The organism is Carboxylicivirga mesophila, from assembly GCF_018271975.1.
GTDB classification, from domain to species: domain Bacteria; phylum Bacteroidota; class Bacteroidia; order Bacteroidales; family Marinilabiliaceae; genus Carboxylicivirga; species Carboxylicivirga mesophila.
In genome coordinates, this window is record NZ_JAGUCN010000040.1 from 1 (window position 1) to 19,648 (window position 19,648).

11 protein-coding genes are annotated in these 19,648 nt (G+C 41.0%); 10 read left to right on the forward strand and 1 reads right to left on the reverse strand.

Annotation, left to right across the window (positions count from 1 at the left end; genetic code table 11):
• Window positions 1–296 precede the first annotated feature (296 nt).
• The gene (locus KEM09_RS21110; protein WP_212231782.1) at window positions 297–1,016 is read right to left on the reverse strand and encodes a hypothetical protein; all 720 of its coding nucleotides are present in this window, start codon (window positions 1,014–1,016) and stop codon (window positions 297–299) included.
• 255 nt (window positions 1,017–1,271) lie between these two features.
• On the opposite strand from KEM09_RS21110, the gene KEM09_RS21115 reads away from it, so the two are divergent.
• The 10 genes from KEM09_RS21115 to KEM09_RS21160 all read left to right on the forward strand — a co-directional run bounded on the left by KEM09_RS21115 (window position 1,272) and on the right by KEM09_RS21160 (window position 19,506).
• Entirely contained in the window at window positions 1,272–2,408 is a 1,137-nt protein-coding gene (locus KEM09_RS21115) for a carboxypeptidase-like regulatory domain-containing protein (protein ID WP_212231784.1), read from the forward strand.
• A gap of 486 nt (window positions 2,409–2,894) precedes the next feature.
• Window positions 2,895–6,950, forward strand: a complete 4,056-nt coding sequence (locus KEM09_RS21120) for a hybrid sensor histidine kinase/response regulator transcription factor (RefSeq protein ID WP_212231786.1) — start codon at window positions 2,895–2,897, stop codon at window positions 6,948–6,950.
• Window positions 6,951–7,198: 248 nt separating this feature from the next.
• Complete coding sequence (locus KEM09_RS21125) at window positions 7,199–7,444, forward strand: hypothetical protein (protein WP_212231788.1); 246 nt, start codon at window positions 7,199–7,201, stop codon at window positions 7,442–7,444.
• A 117-nt stretch (window positions 7,445–7,561) separates the two neighbouring features.
• The gene (locus tag KEM09_RS21130) at window positions 7,562–10,681 is read left to right on the forward strand and encodes a SusC/RagA family TonB-linked outer membrane protein (RefSeq protein WP_212231790.1); all 3,120 of its coding nucleotides are present in this window, start codon (window positions 7,562–7,564) and stop codon (window positions 10,679–10,681) included.
• Window positions 10,682–10,699: 18 nt separating this feature from the next.
• Entirely contained in the window at window positions 10,700–12,253 is a 1,554-nt protein-coding gene (locus KEM09_RS21135) for a RagB/SusD family nutrient uptake outer membrane protein (protein ID WP_212231792.1), read from the forward strand.
• Window positions 12,254–12,332: 79 nt separating this feature from the next.
• Window positions 12,333–13,709 carry a glycosyl hydrolase gene (locus tag KEM09_RS21140; RefSeq protein WP_212231795.1) on the forward strand — a complete coding sequence of 459 codons (1,377 nt, stop codon included), beginning with the start codon at window positions 12,333–12,335 and terminating at the stop codon, window positions 13,707–13,709.
• A 95-nt stretch (window positions 13,710–13,804) separates the two neighbouring features.
• Window positions 13,805–14,560, forward strand: coding sequence for a carbohydrate binding domain-containing protein (locus KEM09_RS21145; RefSeq protein ID WP_212231797.1), 756 nt, complete (start codon window positions 13,805–13,807; stop codon window positions 14,558–14,560).
• A gap of 674 nt (window positions 14,561–15,234) precedes the next feature.
• A complete protein-coding gene (locus tag KEM09_RS21150; protein WP_212231799.1) occupies window positions 15,235–16,593 on the forward strand; it encodes a glycoside hydrolase family 16 protein in 1,359 nt (452 codons plus the stop codon).
• A 230-nt stretch (window positions 16,594–16,823) separates the two neighbouring features.
• Window positions 16,824–18,347 carry a family 16 glycosylhydrolase gene (locus tag KEM09_RS21155; RefSeq protein ID WP_212231801.1) on the forward strand — a complete coding sequence of 508 codons (1,524 nt, stop codon included), beginning with the start codon at window positions 16,824–16,826 and terminating at the stop codon, window positions 18,345–18,347.
• A gap of 64 nt (window positions 18,348–18,411) precedes the next feature.
• Window positions 18,412–19,506: a glycoside hydrolase family 43 protein gene (locus KEM09_RS21160; protein WP_244825154.1), complete on the forward strand. Its 1,095-nt coding sequence runs from the start codon at window positions 18,412–18,414 to the stop codon at window positions 19,504–19,506.
• Window positions 19,507–19,648 lie beyond the last annotated feature (142 nt).

Genomic DNA, 19,648 nt, shown 5'->3' on the forward strand with positions numbered 1-19,648 from the left:
TTATCTCCAGCGGAGATAAATATTTGTAGATAAGTGCAATGTAAATAACCAATCAACCTCAGCGAGGTTGAATATATATTTAATCGGTTATTAATGATAAACATTTAATAAATGAGTACTTCTTAAGTGTAAAACGCCTTAGAACACTTCTGGTTTGCATTATCAATTGAACTGCAATTGGTGGCGTTAAAGCTTGTGTGAATAAGCTCATTGCATTTTAGCACTGCATCTTGAATACAAAAAAAAAGCTGTCCGTATTATCCCGAACAGCCTTGTCATATTTTAAAAGTCGATGCTTAATAGTGTCCCAGTAATTTGGCTACTTTATCCACTTCTTTGCTCTTGTTTGGGTCGATGGCGGTATTGCTGCTGTTAGCTTTCAACATCGCTTTTCTAAGTTCAATAAATGCCGATGAAACTTCAGACATGTTTTGCTGACTCTTGATCAGTTGCTTCTCCATATCTTTCAGTTGTGCGGTCTGTTTATCCACTTGTTTTTGCAGTTCAATACGCTGCAGACCACTTGTGCTGGCCTTTTCCTGCGATGTTTTTAGCTCATCCTGCAGCATCTTATTACGCTGCTTTGCCAGTTGAAGTGAATAATTTAAACTGGCCGTATCTCTTTTCAGTGTGTTAACCGCCTTAATGGTTTTATCCAGCTCCTCATTGGCCATGTAGGAGTCTGCTTCTTTTGCTTTGAATTTGCTGACTGTTTCGCTCAGTTTCTGGTTGAGCTGTTCACTCTCATCTTTCAACTGGGTAACCATAATCATCAAATCCGAAATCTCATCCGTCTTCAATGCATTGCTTTTGCCAAAATCGTTTTTCATGCTTTCGTAATCGGCAATGGCATTTTCCAGGTTTATCTTCAGTTGTTTGCTTTCAGCTGATTTCTTGTCTAAATCATCGGCCATCTGATTTTTCTCAAGTAGCAGTGCATCGTACTTTTTCTTCGAAACAACACAACTGCTCAATGATAGAACAAGTGCTGTCAATAGAAGTGTTATTCTGGTCATAGGTATTAATTTTTCGAATTATTGGACCTTAAATATAACCTAAATGTAACCAATATGCGATTAAATAAAGTTAAACTGCATTTGATTATTATCAATAAGGGGTAGGCAACCAGCTTTATATATCTTGTTTAGGATTAAAATATTTCTGAATCAGTGGGTTGGTCCGAAGTTAGTTACTAGCCTGTTCAAGTAAGCAAAAATTATAGTATCTTGACGTTTCATTTTTAATAGAATACCATCTAAAAATAAACAGATATGTGTATTAAATATTTCAAGTTGAGTTGTTTGTTCTTGTTGTTCATGACAGGTTTCTTCGAACTGACTGCTCAAAATATCGAGATAAAAGGACGCGTTGTAGATGCAGAAACAAATAAGCCGGTTGAGTTTGCCAATATTGGTGTGGTTGGCACCTACATGGGAACAGCCTCGGATTTTGATGGCTATTATGAGCTTGTTGTTGGAGAGAGTTTTGTTAATTATAAAGTGCAGATATCTGCGGTAGGCTACAAGGTTAAAGAATTTACAGTAGATGAATTGCATATTTTGAGTGGCGAGAATATCAAGTTGTTTTCGCAGACCTACGGTATCCAGCAGGTGGATGTAAAAGCAGATTCGAAACGCCTGTATGGTATACTTAAAACCGCTTCAAATATTATCGAAGATTCCTATGAAGATGCGTATGCGGCTAATGTGTATTGGCGCCAAAAGTTGAATCAGCAGACAACAGAAGCTGTAGTCAATTATTCGGACAATAAAGGATATGGAGACCGGATATTGGCATCGGCTTATGAAGCACGCAACTATGGTGTGAATGAGGTACGGCGTGATTTTGAGGTGTCACCTATCAAGAAAGGGATGCTTTTTATCAATGATGTGTTGGCGTTCGATATAGTTCGCCAGAGAGGCAATGTGCTGGACATTGATTTTGTTGATGAATACGCGCTTGAGCTGGCTGAGGAAACGGTTGTTGATGGTGACTCGGTATGGGTGATTAATTATCAACTTGATGATCCGGATCTGGCCAAAACAGGTGATGCCTATTGTGAAGACTATAAGGGTACTATTATCATTCGTCAGAAAGATTATTCAGTAGTAAGAAACGAACTTAATTTTGTTACAAAAGGCTTCTTTCATGCTGGTCGTGATGCCTTTCGTGAGAACAATACTGCATCTGTTTATAGCGGTAAAGTAATTGTTGATTACCGAATGACTGGAAGTAAGAAGTATGCTGCCAGTAAGATAAGCTATAGCGGAAAAAGTGATGAACTTAATCTGGATGCAGAATGGATTGTATATGACTACCAGTCCTATAAAGATGCGAATGCTAAAACGTTTTATACAGAGAAGAAAGAGAATAAGGATTTTTGGAGTCGTTTTACATTGCCGGAATAGTCAGGCAACTATAGCATAAAATAAAGCCGGAGCAACAGAAGCTTCGGTTTTTTTGTGCCCAAAACTATAGTGATGTTTTGAATGCGCTTCAAAGAACAGTGTTTTATAATTATCAAAAACCAATGAGTCAAGTTAGTAACATACTTTTTTAATCTGACTATAATCAGGTGTTAAAAATCTGTTAGTTGGGCGAAGAGCTAATAGGCTTGCTTCATGTATAATTGGTAATCACTATGCCATACTTTGTAATTGAGTTTAAGTTGTAATGCTGTCAAATTTTGCCGCCCGAATAGCTGGCGATGAGTTCAAAGGGCACATTAATATATGAGTGTTATCGTATAAATAGTATCTTGCACTTCATTTTGCTGGTCTGCTAGTTAGAAAAGATAAATTTGACTTTTATAATAACCAATAACGACCGTTCTCATTTCTTATTAAATTTGTAAATCACAGAAACAATGATTATTGTTTCACATTTTATCTATAATGAAAGCTTATTTCATACTCTTATTTGTCACTGTAAGGCTATGTTTACAAAATGTTAATGCCAGCGAGCAGTATTCTATTCAATATATCGACACCAATAATGGTCTCTCTCAAAATGAGGTGACATCAATTTTGCAGGATCAGCATGGTTTTATGTGGTTTGGAACCCGTGGTGGACTAAACAGGTATGATGGATATAGTTTTAAGCACTACAAGCCAGATGGTAATAAATATAATAGCCTTGTTAATCCATCCGTGGAGCGGCTTTACGCAGATGAAAAGGGTAATATCTGGATTGGGACAAAATCCGGTGGTTTCTGTTGTTATGATATCTCGCAGGAGGCATTTTATACTCCAAAGGTAAATGAGCAAACACCAAACCGTATTGTCACCTTTCTGTCAGAGGCATCTTCTTTATGGATTGGTGGCTGGACTGGTGGATTATGGGAGTATGTTCATCCGGAAGACTCCATAAGACATTTACTGGGGAATGCACGTGTCAATACTTTGGCTCAAACGCCTGATGGAATTATTTGGTGTGGTACAAATGATGGATTAAGATATGGCAAAACAGGCCAGGAGTTCCAAACGCACAGGATTAACCTGGGCTACCAGGAAATAACTGAATTATTAATTGATAGTAATGATGAACCGTACCTTTGGATAGTAGGTTGGGATATGCACCTGATACGTTTCAACTATAAAGAGCTTAGCTATGAGCAGTATAAATTACCTTGGGAAAAGGATAACCTGTCGCCCAAAGCATATTCTCTATTGCAGGATAAAAAAGGTGATATATGGGTAGGAACCTGGGGCGATGGTCTTTACAGGTTTAATACTAAGGAATGTACCTTTCAGCAGATAGATATTAAACCCAAAAACGTAGTTGGAACTTCTATTGATTATGATGTAATACTGGATATTTATGAAGATAGAGAAGGTGACATCTGGATTGGTACTGACGGAGGAGGTATTGTACGCCTTTCAGAGCAGACACGATTTAAAACCATTGGTAGTCAAATAGCCAGGTATGATTACGAGCATCATGTCAATGCCGTTTTGGTAGATAAGCAACAGCGCACATGGATTGGTACAAAAGGGAGTGGTGTTTATCTTTTAGATAAGGAAAACAGGGTTAGGAAGTTGGATTTTCTGCCCGCCGATCAATTATACCAAAAGCAAGGTCTGGTTGCCAAGCGTATATACCAGGATCATAACGAAACAATCTGGATAAGTTTTAATGAAGGATTATATGTTGTTAACGAAACCTCTAATGGAAACCTTGTATTGGTCAATTCGGCTCTGGTTTTTAAAAGCCCGCAGCTAAGACAGATTAAGAAGGCACATGATATTTTATTGAAGGGTAATGATTTATGGGTGGCCACACAACAGAATGGCTTGTATTACTACCGAAATGTAGCTGGTACCTATCAGTTAGTCAGACAGTTTATGGCATCTGCTGAAGCAGGTCAACTACCTGTTAACCGAATTACCTCTTTGCTAATGGATAGCAACAGTCGTTTGTGGGTTGGTACCTATAAGGGCTTGTTTCAATATCAATCGGCTGATTCTACTTTTACTCCTGTACAACAGTTAATAAGCAATGGCAGGAGCCCACTTTGTGATATTATTCTAACGGCATATATCGACAATAATAATCTTTGGTTTGGTACACCCTGCAGTCTTAATAAGCTTGCTATACGTGAAGATGAACAATATGAGCTGACTGACTATACGAGTGTCAATGGCTTAACGGATGATTATATCAATGGCGTATTGGTAGATGAAAATGAGCATGTTTGGGTAAGCACCAATGCGGGTATTTCAATGCTGGATACTAAAGCGCAGATGTTCCGAAATTATGATGTCAGTGATGGTATTGGCGGGTCTAATTTCTCGGAATCGGCTTGCTTTAGGGCCGATGATGGCACCTTATATTTCGGGGGATTTTCTGATTTAACATTCTTTCATCCGAATGATATACAGGAAAATACCACAACGCCCCCTGTGGTAGTCACGGCTTTCAAAATTCTTAACCAGGAAGTGCCGGTAAAGGAGGATGGATTGTTAAGTGCCTCCATTAATGAGACAAAAAAGCTTGTGTTAACGCACAGAGAATCGGAGTTTTCATTTGAAATTGCATCGCTTGATTTTAAGGCTCCTCAACGTAATCAGTATGGTTATTGGCTGGAAGGAAGTGGCGAGGAACGAGTAAATATTGGAACACGTCGTCATATATCGTTCAGTAACTTAAAGCCGGGAGACTATACTTTGCACCTGATGGGCACCAACAGTAATGGCGTTTGGAGTCATAATGTCAGAACCCTGGACATTGAAGTATTGCCGGCTCCATGGCGGTCGTGGTATGCGGTCATTATATATGTAGCAATAGTGCTATTGGTAGTGGCTTTTATAACCATGATTACCCGCAAGCAGGAGCGACTGGTTAACGCCGCTGAAATGGAAAAGGTACTCAGGGAGCAGGAGCATCAGATGAATGAATACAAGTTCCGATTTTTTACAAATATCTCCCATGAAATCCGAACACCATTAACTTTGATACTGGCACCGGTTAATGAATTGCTAAGGAAGGATATGTCAGCACTTAGTCCTGCCTTTATTGCCCGTAAGATGCAAGTGGTTCATCAGCATACCAGCCGCTTGTACAGCCTCGTTAATCAGCTCTTAGAGTTCCGGAAAATGGAAGCCGGCAAGGTGAAATTACAGGCTTCGGAACAAGATGTGGTGCGCTTCATATCAGAAATTTGTAAGGGTTTTGATGAGTTGGCAGCTACAAAGAAGATTACCTTTAAAAAGAAGTTTCAGGCTAAGACAAAACTGATTTTCTTTGATAATGAACGTTTAGGGGTGGTAATTAGTAATTTACTGTCTAATGCTTTTAAGTTTGTTGGCGAGCCTGGTTGGGTTACTGTTGAATTAAATGATGCATCCGATAATATCCTCATAAAGATTACCAATAATGGGAAAGGAATTCCGGCAGATGAGCTGGAGCTGCTCTTCGAGCGCTTTTATCAGGCGTCTGGCAAGCACTCACTCGGAAGCTCAGGCATTGGTCTTGCTTTGGTAAAAAGCTATGTTGAGTTGCATCATGGTACTATCTCGGTTGAAAGTCAGCCAGGTGAATCAACCACCTTTACCATTAGCTTACCAACGGGGCAGAAGCATCTTTCAGCGGATGAGATACGACAAGTTGAGAGTGGTATAGGCAGTGTCATTGCCACGGTTGAGCCGGAATCACTGCCTCGCACCAAATCGATTAATAAAGGAGCTAAAGGAGCCAAAGTACTGTTAGTTGAGGACAATGAGGAGGTGCGTAACTATATGGCCGATCTTTTATCGGATGATTTCCAAGTACTGGAGGCATCCGATGGTATAGATGGCTATGACATGCTGATAGAGCATCAACCAGAAATTGTTATTTCTGATGTGATGATGCCACGAATGGATGGTTTTGAGCTTTGCCAGAAGATTAAATCAAATGATTTGGTAGCTCATATTCCGGTGGTGCTATTAACAGCCAAAGGTACCCCGCAAGATCAGCTGTTTGGCACCAGGAAAGGGGCTGATGCTTACCTCACCAAACCATTTGATCCGGAACTCCTGATAGAGAAAGTGAAGCAGCTAATTGCTTCCCGAAAGCTATTGTCAGATAAATATGCTCAAAAAGTAAGACTGGAGCCAACCGACGCCGAAATTAAATCGGCAGAGGGCAAATTACTGGAGCAGGCCATAAAGGTGATTGAGAAGCATATGGGCGACACCAGTTTTGATCCCGAGAAACTGGCATCTGAACTGGCAATGAGTACGTCTACCTTTTATCGAAAAATAAAGAAACTGACCCAGCAACCACCTGGCGAGTTTATTAAATCTATCCGACTGAAACGGGCTGCTCAACTTTTGAAGGAAACGGATCTGACTGTTTCAGAAATCATTGAGCATGTTGGCTATCAGGACATCAAAAATTTCCGAAAGAACTTTAAACATGTCTATGATTTAACCCCATCTGACTATCGAAAGCAACATGGCGACTTATAGGAGCAGTTGCCATGTTTATTTCTAATGAGAGCAATTCTCACTCTTCTGCATATAATTTTTGATGTACAAATGACGCCTGTCATAGGCATTTTTCTTTCACCATTTCACAACATTTGGGGGGTGTATACGCCATTGTGTATTGGCATGCTAATAAATGTTTAAATGTGTTAATTATTTGATGGCAAGTGAGTAATCTTGTTTGTGTGGAATTATGACCCCCTTAATTTGACATTTAAACTGGTTCGCTTTTGACACTATTTACCTTATTGAATGACGTGTTGTTCTTATGCCCTTATTCGTTATTTTCTGAATTTGCACATCGTAAAATTCCAATTCTTCAAGGAGTACTCTATCGCGAAAAATTAAATGGTGTAACAAAAATGAAATCTAACGAACTGGAAAGTCAAATTAAAAGTGTAAAGAAAACAAAGGTGCTGCTCTATTTGATACTGGCATTAGTGGTGGCACTTATACTCATTGTTTTTGTTGTGTAAATGCAACTATGAAAGAATACCAGAATATTCTGATGTTTTTTTCAGCATTTTCTGCGGCGAGGTTGTGAATCGTCAAAAAATAAGTTAACTAACGTTTAATAATTATACATCAAGTTTATGAAAAAGAGGCATGTTAGGCTAAACCGATTACTACTGCTAGTAGGGTTAATCCTCACCTGTGGCTTATCAGCTATTGCACAGGACAGGTTTGTATCGGGTGTAGTAAATGATACTAAAGGACAACCAATACCGGGCGTTTCGGTAGTGGAGAAAGGGACTACCAATGGCACAATCACAGATATGGATGGTAACTATAGCTTCTCGGTAAGTAGTGATGAAGCAATTATTATCTTCTCTTTTATTGGTCTTAAAAGCCAGGAGGTAGCAGTGGGAGCTCAGGCCACTATTAATGTAACCATGGAGGATGAAATGGTGGGTGTCGATGAAGTAGTGGTAGTAGGTTATGGCACACAAAAGAAGGTTAATCTGACGGGTGCAGTGAGTACCCTAAAGATGGAAGAAGCCGTTAACCAGCCTGTAACTAACAGCTCACAGTTAATGTATGGCCGTTTTACGGGTGTTCAGCTCACACAGGGTAATGGTTTGCCTGGTAATGATGGCGCATCTATTCAAATACGTGGGGTTGGTTCATTTGGTAATACAACGCCATTAGTGGTGATTGACGGAATGCTCTACTCTTCACTTACCGAGTTTAATAACCTGGCGCCATCCGATATCGAATCTATTTCGGTTTTAAAGGATGCATCAGCCAGTGCTATTTATGGTGCACGTGGCGCCAACGGGGTAATTATTGTAACTACCAAAGGCGGTAAAGAAGGCGATGTAAAAGTCGAGTATAACAACTACTTTGGTTTACAGGAGGCTACTGTTATGCCTGAATACCTTGATGCGGTTCAGTATGCAGAATTGATTAACGAAAAGTTTGCCAATGAAGGCGAAGTGGCACGATATACACCAGAGCAACTTGAGTTGATTAAAAATGGTAATGCGCCTGAACAGTTTGCACAAACCAATTGGGCCGATCATGTGTTGGAGAAAGCCCCCATACAAAATCACTATCTGTCATTATCGGGGGGTAACAAAAAAACTAATTTCCGTTTGTCTTTAGGCTACCTTGATCAGGATGCTATCCTGGTTGGTAAGTACAAATCACAACGCTATAATTTCCGTCTGAACCTTAGTAGTAAGGTGAAAGACTGGATGACAGTCAGCAATAACTTTAACGGCTATTGGAGAGCCTTCAACGGACCTAAAGGGGGAGCCGATGCCGTGAATGAAATTATGTACCAGTTCTCGCGCAATGCACCAACCATACCGGTTTATTTGCCAAATGGTGAATATGGGCATGTTGACGGGGCTTTTTATAATGACAATGCATCTTTTATGACTAAGAATGCGGTTCGTGAATTAAGCTTTGGCAATTATGAGCAAGACCAGTACACTATTAATGATCGTCTGGCGGTGAATATAACACCATTACAAGGCTTATCAATTGAGTCAAGCGGAACGGTCAATTTAAGATTCACCAATACATCAGATTTTGCTCCACGTTGGGAGATGCGCGACTGGAACGGCGACCTGGTTAACTTCAATGAGTTTAACTCACTGAAAAATACTGCAGCTTTCTATTACAAGCTAATGAATGAGAACGTGGCTAAATATACCCGTGATTTGGGTGAACATACCATTACGGCCATGATTGGTACATCGGTTATCTATGAAACAAGTGATGGTTTTAATGCATCACTGTCAAACTTCCCATCTGATGAACTGGAAGAGCTGAGCGCTGGTGGCGTATTGGATCCCGCAGTAGGAGGAAGCAAATGGGAGGAAACCTGGTTCTCGGTATTCGGACGAATCAACTACAGTTACAAAGATCGTTACCTGTTAGAGGCTAATTTAAGGCGTGATGGTTCAAGCCGTTTCGGTCCTACCTATAAATATGGTGTCTTCCCATCATTTTCAGGAGGATGGCGCATCAGTGAAGAAGCATTTATGGATGATTTATCTAATGTATTCTCTAATCTGAAATTGCGTGGTAGCTGGGGTATAAGCGGTAATGACCGTCCTGTTAGTCCATATTCATACAGCCAGGCATACAACTCTGGTCTCGACTATGTATTGGGTGTTGAAGAAACACCAGTTGGAGGTGTGGCTGTTACAACATTAGCCAATCCAGATTTGAGATGGGAAGAAACAACCCAATTCGATATCGGATTGGATGCCGGATTCTTAAATAACCGTTTGCAGGTTGTGGCTGACTATTTTGAAAGAAACAGTACCGATGTATTATACAGTGGTTTCCCTATTCCATCAACGCTAGGCGTGTCACAGCTTCCGGCTCAGAATGTGGGAGATATCATTAATAAAGGATGGGAACTTGGTATAAATTATTTCCAAAAGGTGGGTGATTTTGAGTTTTCACTAGGCGGTAATGTTACCAATATGTTCCTGAATGAAGTAACCAGCCTGGGTGATGGAGGTGAAGAAACCATTACAAATTCTGATATAGTAAGAGTAGGGGAAGCATTTAAATCCTACTACGGGCTGGAGGCCATTAGTATTTTCCAGTCACCCGAGGAGGTTGCTGACGCCCCTGTTCAATTCGGAGGTACCACTACTTCTCCCGGTGATATTCGTTACAAGGATCAGCTCACTGTTGACACCGATGGCGATGGGATACCTGATGCCGGTGATGGGGTCATTAACGATGATGACAGAGTAGTCATTGGTAATCCTCATCCAAAATGGATATACAGCTTTAATGGTGCGGCATCCTTTAAAGGCTTTGATATGAGCTTTAACTTCCAGGGTATTGCTGATGTGGATCGTATCATGATGGGAAATGGTCAAACACCGATGACCGACGACCGACGAAATGTACTGAGTTATTGGCAGGATCGCTGGACTGAAGAGAATCCAAGTGCTGCTTTGCCACGCTTAGGGCGTAATTTCCAGAACGACAGGGTATCAAGTTTCTATGTGGAAGATGGTTCGTACCTCAGACTGAAAAACCTGGAGTTTGGTTATACACTGCCTAAAACCATCCTGTCACAAGCGGGTATTGATAAGTTTAGAGTGTTTGTATCGGGGCAGAACCTGCTGACCTTTACTAAGATGGATAACTTCGATCCGGAAAGAAGTTCGAGCAATATCAATGCGCGTAATGTGCCGCTAACAAAGGTTTATACGGTTGGTGTTAATTTATCATTCTAATAAAAAAGCTTAGAAGAAATGAAGAAGTTTTTAATATATATCGCAGTGGCCATATTCAGCTTTGGGTGTTCAGATGACTTCCTGACGCTGCAAGACCCAACTAATATCGCGGAAGATAATTTCTGGCAAAGTGCTAATGATGCACGATTAGGAATCAATGGTATTTACACAGTGCTTCAGGCCAATGGCATGTATGGCGGTCATCTGAATGGAGGGATGGGAATGCCTGCATACGACTGTTTATCAGATAATGAGTACAACGCCTGGAAATGGGAAGGTGGAGGTATTTTTGTTGTGGGTAGTATCGATCCTTCACACTGGTTCTTCAGTGGTTTATGGAGTGACCTTTATAAAGGCATTGCACGCACCAATTCAGCTATCAGGAATATTGGTTTAATGGATGAGTCTGTTATCTCTGAAGAAGATAAGAACAACTACCTGGGACAAGCTTACTTTTTAAGAGCCTTGTTTTATTACCATGTAGCCTTGTACTTCGAAGAGGCGCCGTTAATTACCGAACCACAAACACTGGAAGAGGCTTATGTAGCTAAAAATACTGAGGCCGAACTATGGCAACAAGTGTTTGATGATTTGGAGAAAGCCATTGCTATTCTGCCATTGCCATCAGAGCAAAGTGATAAGGAATATGGGTATGCCACCAAAGGGGCTGCCTTAGGCTTACTGGCGAGAGTAGCACTTTATAAGGGGCAGCATGACGATGTGCTTGAGGCCACACAGGAATTGCTGACATTAGGCTATAGCTTGGACCCTGATTACGAGCAGCTGTTTACCTATGATGGAGAAAACTCCAGTGAGATTGTATTCCCGGTTAAGTTCCTTTATGGTGATCTTTACGACAATGGCGAGAAATTCTCAGCTACTTATCTGCCAAAACCAAAAGTAGATGTGCAGCCAATGCCAAATATGGTTAATGATTATTACTGTAATGACGGGCTTCCTATTGACGATCCGGCTTCTATCTATAATCCGGCTGATCCAAAAGAGAACAGAGATCCTCGTGCTATTGCTTCTGTTTACTTTAAAGGTGACATCTTCCTGAAAGATCCGGAGAAAGTATTTGCAGGTAATACCAATACTAAGTTTGGATTGAAAAAATATGTGCGCGACGATGTTGATCCCTATGAAAGAGCAGTGTTTGAATCAGGCTCGCAAGACTTCTACCTGATTCGCTATGCCGATGTGCTGCTGATGCGTGCCGAAGCACTTGTGGAATCTGGCAATGTGGGACAGGAAGTGTATGACTTAATTAATGCTGTCCGTCAACGCGTTAATATGCCAGGCGTAGAGGCTGTTGAGGGAGCTGGGTTATCACAGGACCAGCTGCGCGAGGTTGTTCGTCACGAACGTCGTGTAGAACTGGCATTCGAGGGCTTACGTTTCTATGACCTGAAGCGTTGGGGCGAAATGCAGGAAGGCTATGACCGTATTGCAGCTGACGCCATTAAAGGGTATGTACCATTATACCAGGGTAAGAAATCCGAGGTGTTTGCTATTCCTCAGGAGGAAATTGATGTTAATAAGAACCTGGTTCAGCATCCTGCCTGGCAATAATAACTAACTATAATGAGGAGGTGAGCTTGCTTTAGTATCATTACTGCCTCCTCATTTCATCTCTGAAACTGACGATAAAATGAAGAATATATTATACATATTGGGGATGGCCATCATGTTGATGGCCTGTGAAAAAGAAACACCTGGCTTTGACCATGAACTGCCGCCAAAAGAAGAGGTGCCAACTACAGTGACCAAAAAAGGGGTATGTTTAACCACAAATGGATTTACGTGGTCATCACGTGTGTCTGCCTTAAAAGGGCACTGGCATTATTCATGGGGACATGAGCTGAAAGATATGGAGCCTGAAAACATTGAGTTTGTGCCCATGTTCTGGGGACGTCAGGTTACCGATGATAAGATTGAATACCTCAAGCAACTGAAAGCCGAAGGAAAGATTAATTACATCTTAGGATTTAATGAGCCGGATGGCGAGGAGCAGGCTAATATGACGGTTGATGAAGCCATTGCATTATGGCCTAAACTGGAATCGATAGGCTTGCCAATAGGAAGCCCGGCACCAGTAGGAGGTACCAATGAGTGGATGGATGAGTTCATGTCGCGCGCAAAGACTGAAGGTTTGCGTATCGATTTTGTAGCCATGCATAAATACCCTGGTCCAAATCCTGAATCGTTTCTGCAAAAAGTGAAAGAGGTGCATGAGGCTTATGATTTACCAGTTTGGATTACTGAATTCGCTGTAGCTGACTGGGATGCAACATCAGTTGAGGATAACCGATATACGGCAGAGCAGGCATTGGCCTTTATGAAAGCTGTATTACCTCAGTTAGATGCACTGGATTATGTTGAAAGGTATGCGTGGTTCTCAGGTCAGCCTGATAATAAGGCCTTAGCGCCATCGGCTTTGTTTGATGCCGAAGATAACCTGACGCCACTGGGGCAGTATTATGCCTACTATACACCCAATGAAGAAATAGGAGCAGGAATAGAAGCGCCAATTTATGATAATGTTGAAGGTAACCTTGTTGAGAATGGCAATTTTGGTAACTACCACGTATATGGTACAACAGATAATCTGTCGGAATCTGAGGCACTTGCCAAAAGCGTTGGTTGGTTTGGCTATCAGTTCGCAGCCGAGCCGGATGATGCTGTGGAAGGCTGGTCGTGTAAAATGTTGAATGGCTGGAGTGGTGATGCTGGTCTTAATACGAAGTTCGCTGTAACAGCCGGCAAAACATTGACAATTACCTATTCAGTTAAGTGGTTAGGTCCTGATGGTTCCATGAAAATGGTTATCAAGGATCATGATACCAATACCAAGCTGGCCTTACCTGCTGAGGCGCTTCCTGTCAAGGCATCTGAAAATAATCAGTGGGAAACTATTTCCTACGAATTTACAGTGCCCGATGGGGTTTCTAATTTGCGCTTTACTTTCTGGAAAGGAAAAGGCACATCACCATGCTTAATTGATGAAGTAATAGCTAAAGAGAAATAAAGGGTTGCTCAAATAATAAAAATGAATAGCTTGAATTGGAGGGCTATTATATGGTCCTCCAATTATCACATTTAATTTATCCTAAATTTTAGATTATGAAAAGAATTCTACTTTTTACAGCCATTGTTATGGCCATATCTTTTAATATTACAGCACAAAACCAAGTTACCAATGGCGATTTTGAAACGGGTGACAAATCTGGGTGGTCTGGATTCAATAATGGTGTAACACTGGAAGCTGATGAAGCTGGTTCAGGGATCGATTTTTGCTATGAAGGCACCACTTCTGGTAAAATTAATAATGCGGAAGGATCATTGTTTCAGGTCATTAACCTGGTGAGTGGGAAAACTTATACTGTTTCCTTTTGGGGGAAGTTAAGAGACGCCGACCAAAGCTTTAATGCAACTGCAAAAGATGAAGTTACAAGTGGTAAGCCTGTAATTGGCAGTGTGGAGGTCAACTCAACAAGCTGGACCAATTACACCTATGATATTGTTGCCCCTGCAGATGGGCAGGTTCGAATTTTGTTTTACAAACCAAATGGTATAGGACCATTTTATGTTGATAATATAGATGTAAGGGAGGCACAAGCAACAGCCATCGGAAAAACGCCAACAACTCAGGTTATGGTATCTCCCAATCCTTCAAACGGTATTTTCAAAGTGAAAGCTGACGAAGCCATTGCAGCATACGCGGTGTACAACGCAGCCGGGCAAGTGGTTAAATCTGCAAAGGTTAACCTTTTGCATGAATTGTCCATTGATTTAACAGGCCATAACGCTGGTTTATATATGGTTCAGGTTGAAACAGGCAATGGTGCGCAAACAGTATCAAAGCTTTTGCTTAAATAATATAGGAGGTCGCTCGAAGCTGACGGAGCAATCGAGCGACCTTTTATTATCAGCTTAAACACCTGCCCGTTTTTCATTCTTATACATGAAACGAATCTTCTAAGCATTAGCCCTTATTTTAACAGTCTTGTCTGTTTCGGCCGAGCGCTATTACTGGTAATGCTGCAAATATGGGTGCTGATTTAGCATTACTTTTCAAGGCTTTGGGTAAAATCAATGGTTAGGAAGTGTATTCAGAGGAAATCTCAGATTGATTGATGAAAAATAGTACTCAAGCGTTATCAAATTCGGGGATTTATATTGTGAAAGTATTTGCAGGAGAAAAAGCTTTAGTGCTAAAAGTAATTGTCAAATAGAACGGAATTTATAACGTCCTAAGCTCTTTAAATTGGGGGCGGAGCTTGGAATCCGCCTTTAGTTAGTCTTTGAACAAGCATGCTGCGCTTCAGGTGGCTAATTGGTTGATAAAGTTTGAACAAAAAAGTTGATTAAGAATTCTTTGCTGGATTCAATGATAGGTTTAAGGGAAGTGTTGTCAACACAAGGGGTATATCTTAAAACAAAAGGAGTTGACACAAATTTGCTCCAAATTATCAAAGGGAAAGAGTAAATGAAAAAACTAAGCCTCATTATGTATTGACCAACTAATAATGAATTTTTGAAAAAAATCTGTTATGAAAGAAACGACACTTCTAACATTATCTCTATCGCTTCTTCTATTGCTGGGAAGCTGCGAAAAAGAGGTAATTAAAAACGAAACAAGCCAGCCTGATATTACTAATAGTCAATCCTCAAAGGTTGATCCCTTAACACCGATGGGAATGCAACCGATGATCGTTGAAGGACCGCAAGCCTCTTCTATTTTGAAGTCATTGCCTGCCGGGAGCTGGGAGTTGGATTTCAGTGATGAATTTGAAGGCTCAACAGTTGATCCCATTAAATGGAATGTGATTGTTAGTTCAAAAAGCAGGGCCCCGAGACCGGATTTAGGGATTGATGACTGGTGGTGGACTGCCGAAAATGTATGGCAGGAAAATGGCGATTTGGTATTGCGTGTGACCAAAGAAGATTACAACACCATGCATTGTGGTTCTGTTAACTCAAATAATCTTTATGAAACCCAATATGGTTACTTTGAGGCACGTATGAAAATTGCGGATGCCTCCAAAGGAACCCACACTGCCTTTTGGTTTCAGGGGGACAACCAAGGAAATGTAGATGGCACTGCGAATGATGGTGCTGAAATTGATGTGTTTGAATCGGCCTGGATGGAGGATTATACAAAATCGGTGATCCATATTGATGGATATGGAGCCGACCATAAGGCCAACACGGTAAAATATACAACCCCCAATATCCATGATGGTAATTATCATACCTGGGGCTTTCACTGGACCGAAAGTTTCATGGATATATACTATGATGGGGTTTTCAAAGTGAGGTACAGCGATCCGGCATGGATTGTACATTCACCTGAATTCCTTTGGTTATCTGATGGGGCCAGCTTTGGGTATGCAGGTAATAACTTTACTCGTGAACCCGTTGGTACTTTGACACATGCCTATGTAGATTATGTGCGGGTGTGGAAGCAAGTATCTTCTCCAACTGTAATTGAAGCAGAATGTGAAAACCAATCCTGCTTTTCACCTACAGGAGACGACATTCAAACTAAAAGCCATGCCTCTGCCAGTAATGGACAACATCTTAAACTAATGGCTGATGTAGTGAACGATAGAATACGATTCGATAATATCTATGTAAGTGAAGCTGGTAATTACTCTGTAAATCTATCCGGACTGACATGGAATAGTTTTGGTAAATACAAATGCTCCATCTCTAATAATGGAAGCTGGCATTACTTTACACCCGAATTAGATTTGTATGGAACCTCCACTAGTGTGAAAGATTTGACTTTTGGAACGGTTTATCTGGTGGCCGGAAATCACAGTATCACTTTTACATGTTCGGGAAAAAACAATAAAAGCAGCGGATATGTGGGGTCTTTTGATAAAATCACATTAACTCCTCAATAGTAAAATACTTATTAGTTTAAATGTTGGTACGATAGGAGATGGGACTTTTGATAATAAATAGCTGGCAAGGGAATCAATATGAAATCCTTTGCCAGCATATCACCCTTTAAGGAATTATTCGCTCCAAAAGTCTTCGTGCATTGAGAAAGATAAACAAGGAAGAAATCAGAAAATTGAACCAGCGGATTTGTGTGATGGTCGCGTTAATTGAAAATATGAATTTGAATAGGATGAGAACTGTTTTGTTTTTGGGAATTGTATTAACCATTTCTTTTTTAGGAAGTGGGCGGCTAAACGCTCAGTTGATTGATGCAGCCACGGCGGAAGGTGTGCAACCAAATCTGTTAACTCCTACCGGGGATACCTGGACTTTAGATTTCAGTGATGAGTTTGAAGGAACAAATGTGGATCCATTTAAATGGAATGTGATTGTGAGTTCCAAAACCAGAGCTCCCCGGCCCGATTTAGGAATCGCCGATTGGTGGTGGACAGCTGAAAATGTGTGGCAGGAGAATGGCGATTTAGTATTGCGTGTGACTAAAGAAGATTACAATACCATGCATTGTGGTTCAGTCAATTCAAACAATCTCTATGAGACCCAATATGGTTACTTTGAGGCACGCATGAAAATTGCCGATGCCTCCAAAGGAACCCACACTGCCTTTTGGTTTCAGGGCGACAATCAAAGCAATGTGGATGGCACTGCCAATGATGGCGCAGAAATCGATGTATTTGAATCGGCCTGGATGGAGGATTATACAAAATCAGTCATTCACATTGACGGTTATGGTGCTGATCATAGAGCTAACACCAAAAAGTATTCAACTCCCAATATCCACGATGGAAACTATCATACCTGGGGTTTTCACTGGACCGAAAGTTTCATGGATATCTACTATGATGGAGTGTTCAAGGTGAGGTATAGCGAGCCTGATTGGATTGTAAAGTCTCCTGAATTTCTTTGGTTATCTGATGGGGCCAGCTTTGGTTATGCCGGCGATAACTTTACAAGAGAACCTGTGGGAACTTTGACCCATGCCTATGTAGATTATGTAAGGGTATGGAAACATGTTTCGGATGATGAAATGACCGAATATGAATGTGAATCTCTGACCTCCTCTTCTCCCACGGGAAATGAAATTCAGATCAAAAGTAGTCCTGTGGCAAGCGCCGGACAACATGTTAAGTTTATCAGTAACAGCACAGATAGTGAAATAGTATTTGAAGTTCCAATTGGTCTGGCTGGTGATCACACGTTCACACTTCAATCATTGACATGGTCAGGATTTGGACAATACAATTGTGCAGTGGAAACATCACCAGAAAACTGGCAGAAAATGTCTAATTCAATCGATTTATACAATAACCAATCTACTTTGGTAAGCCAATCTTTTGAAGAAATTCATCTTGATGCGGGAACGTATCGGGTAAAATTTACCTGTGTGGGTAAAAACGCTAGCTCTACAGGCTTTGTAGGCTCCTTTGATAAGTTAATCGTGAATAGTCGTAATACTGTGAGTACTTCAGTGGAAGAGCATGAGTCGGCTAAGGAAATAAAGGTCTATCCCAATCCGGTGCACGATGTACTATACATCTCAGGACTCGAAGCACCGACTCCGGTATCGATATATAATATTCAGGGAGTCAGGATGATGCAAACAATAACATTTGATAAAATAGGAGTGAGTCAGCTGAAAGGGGGATTTTATCTGGCAAAAATAGGAAATGAAATTGTCAGGTTCAGGAAACGGTAAGATGAGTTGAACGGGCAATAATATATACAACAAGAAAGATTAGATGACGATGAGAAGTTTGAAAATGAAAACAGAATTTACCCTATTGGCATTGATCTCATTAATTATCTCCGGGTGTCAGCCTCAAAAGAGCAGTATTAAACCAGGAGAGGTATGGGAAGATGATAATGGTCTTTTTATCAATGCACACGGTGGAGGGGTTCTATATCATGAGGGTACCTATTATTTGTACGGAGAGATGAAAGAAGGTGAGACGTATTTACCCGAGTGTAATAAAAGCTGGGGAGGTACAAGGGTAGATGTAACCGGTGTTTCCTGTTACTCTTCAAACGATTTGTTTAACTGGAAATATGAAGGTGTTGTTTTACCGGCTGTGGAAGATGATCCCTCACATGACTTATACAAAGGTAACGTGCTGGAGAGGCCAAAAGTGATATATAATGCCAAAACCAACAAGTTTGTCATGTGGATGCATGTGGATAGCAAGGACTATTCAAAGGCGGCAGCCGGTGTAGCGGTGAGTAACTTCCCAACCGGTCCTTTCGAATACATCGAAAGCTTCCGACCCAATGCCGGAGTATGGCCGGCTAATGCAGCGGAAGCTGATACCACAGAAGGTATTTTAGCCCGTGATTTTGAAGGAGGCCAAATGGCCAGGGATATGACCATTTTTGTGGATGATGATGGAAAAGCCTATCAGTTTTATTCCTCTGAGAACAATGCTACCATGCATATCTCTGAACTTACCGATGATTACTTGCGACCAACAGGAAAATATAAGCGTGTCTTTCCGGGCCGGAAAATGGAAGCTCCGGCGGTATTTAAAAAAGATGGCAAGTACTATTTTATTGCATCAGGTTGTACCGCCTGGGAACCCAACCCCGCCCGATCGGCTGTGGCAGAGTCCATCTGGGGACCATGGGAAGAACTGGGCAATCCTTGTATTGGAGAGGGGGGCGAAAAAACATTCACCTCCCAAAGTACTTATGTGCTTCCTGTTCAGGGAAAATCAGATGCCTTTATTTTTATGGCTGACAGGTGGAATAAGGATGATCTGCCGGATTCAAGATATATCTGGCTTCCCATCAAATTTGATGAGAGCGGAAAGATTGTTCTCGAATGGCACGATGAGTGGGATCTTTCAGTATTCGATAAATAATTTTAATTGGTAATTATCATCCATTTATGAAAGCTATCATTAAAAACAATTTTTACATGGGATTAGATTTGCTTTGTGGCAAGCAGTTTTGCCGTAGGCCCACGAACAAACATTTTTTTACCAGCGTAAATACGCCCGGTTT

Coding starts and splice junctions, on each gene's coding strand:
- KEM09_RS21140 (WP_212231795.1), top strand. CDS start 12,333: ATGAAGAATATATTATACATATTGGGGATGGCCATCATGTTGATGGCC.
- KEM09_RS21130 (WP_212231790.1), top strand. CDS start 7,562: ATGAAAAAGAGGCATGTTAGGCTAAACCGATTACTACTGCTAGTAGGG.
- KEM09_RS21115 (WP_212231784.1), top strand. CDS start 1,272: ATGTGTATTAAATATTTCAAGTTGAGTTGTTTGTTCTTGTTGTTCATG.
- KEM09_RS21160 (WP_244825154.1), top strand. CDS start 18,412: ATGAAAACAGAATTTACCCTATTGGCATTGATCTCATTAATTATCTCC.
- KEM09_RS21110 (WP_212231782.1), bottom strand. CDS start 1,016: ATGACCAGAATAACACTTCTATTGACAGCACTTGTTCTATCATTGAGC.
- KEM09_RS21135 (WP_212231792.1), top strand. CDS start 10,700: ATGAAGAAGTTTTTAATATATATCGCAGTGGCCATATTCAGCTTTGGG.
- KEM09_RS21145 (WP_212231797.1), top strand. CDS start 13,805: ATGAAAAGAATTCTACTTTTTACAGCCATTGTTATGGCCATATCTTTT.
- KEM09_RS21150 (WP_212231799.1), top strand. CDS start 15,235: ATGAAAGAAACGACACTTCTAACATTATCTCTATCGCTTCTTCTATTG.
- KEM09_RS21155 (WP_212231801.1), top strand. CDS start 16,824: ATGAGAACTGTTTTGTTTTTGGGAATTGTATTAACCATTTCTTTTTTA.
- KEM09_RS21120 (WP_212231786.1), top strand. CDS start 2,895: ATGAAAGCTTATTTCATACTCTTATTTGTCACTGTAAGGCTATGTTTA.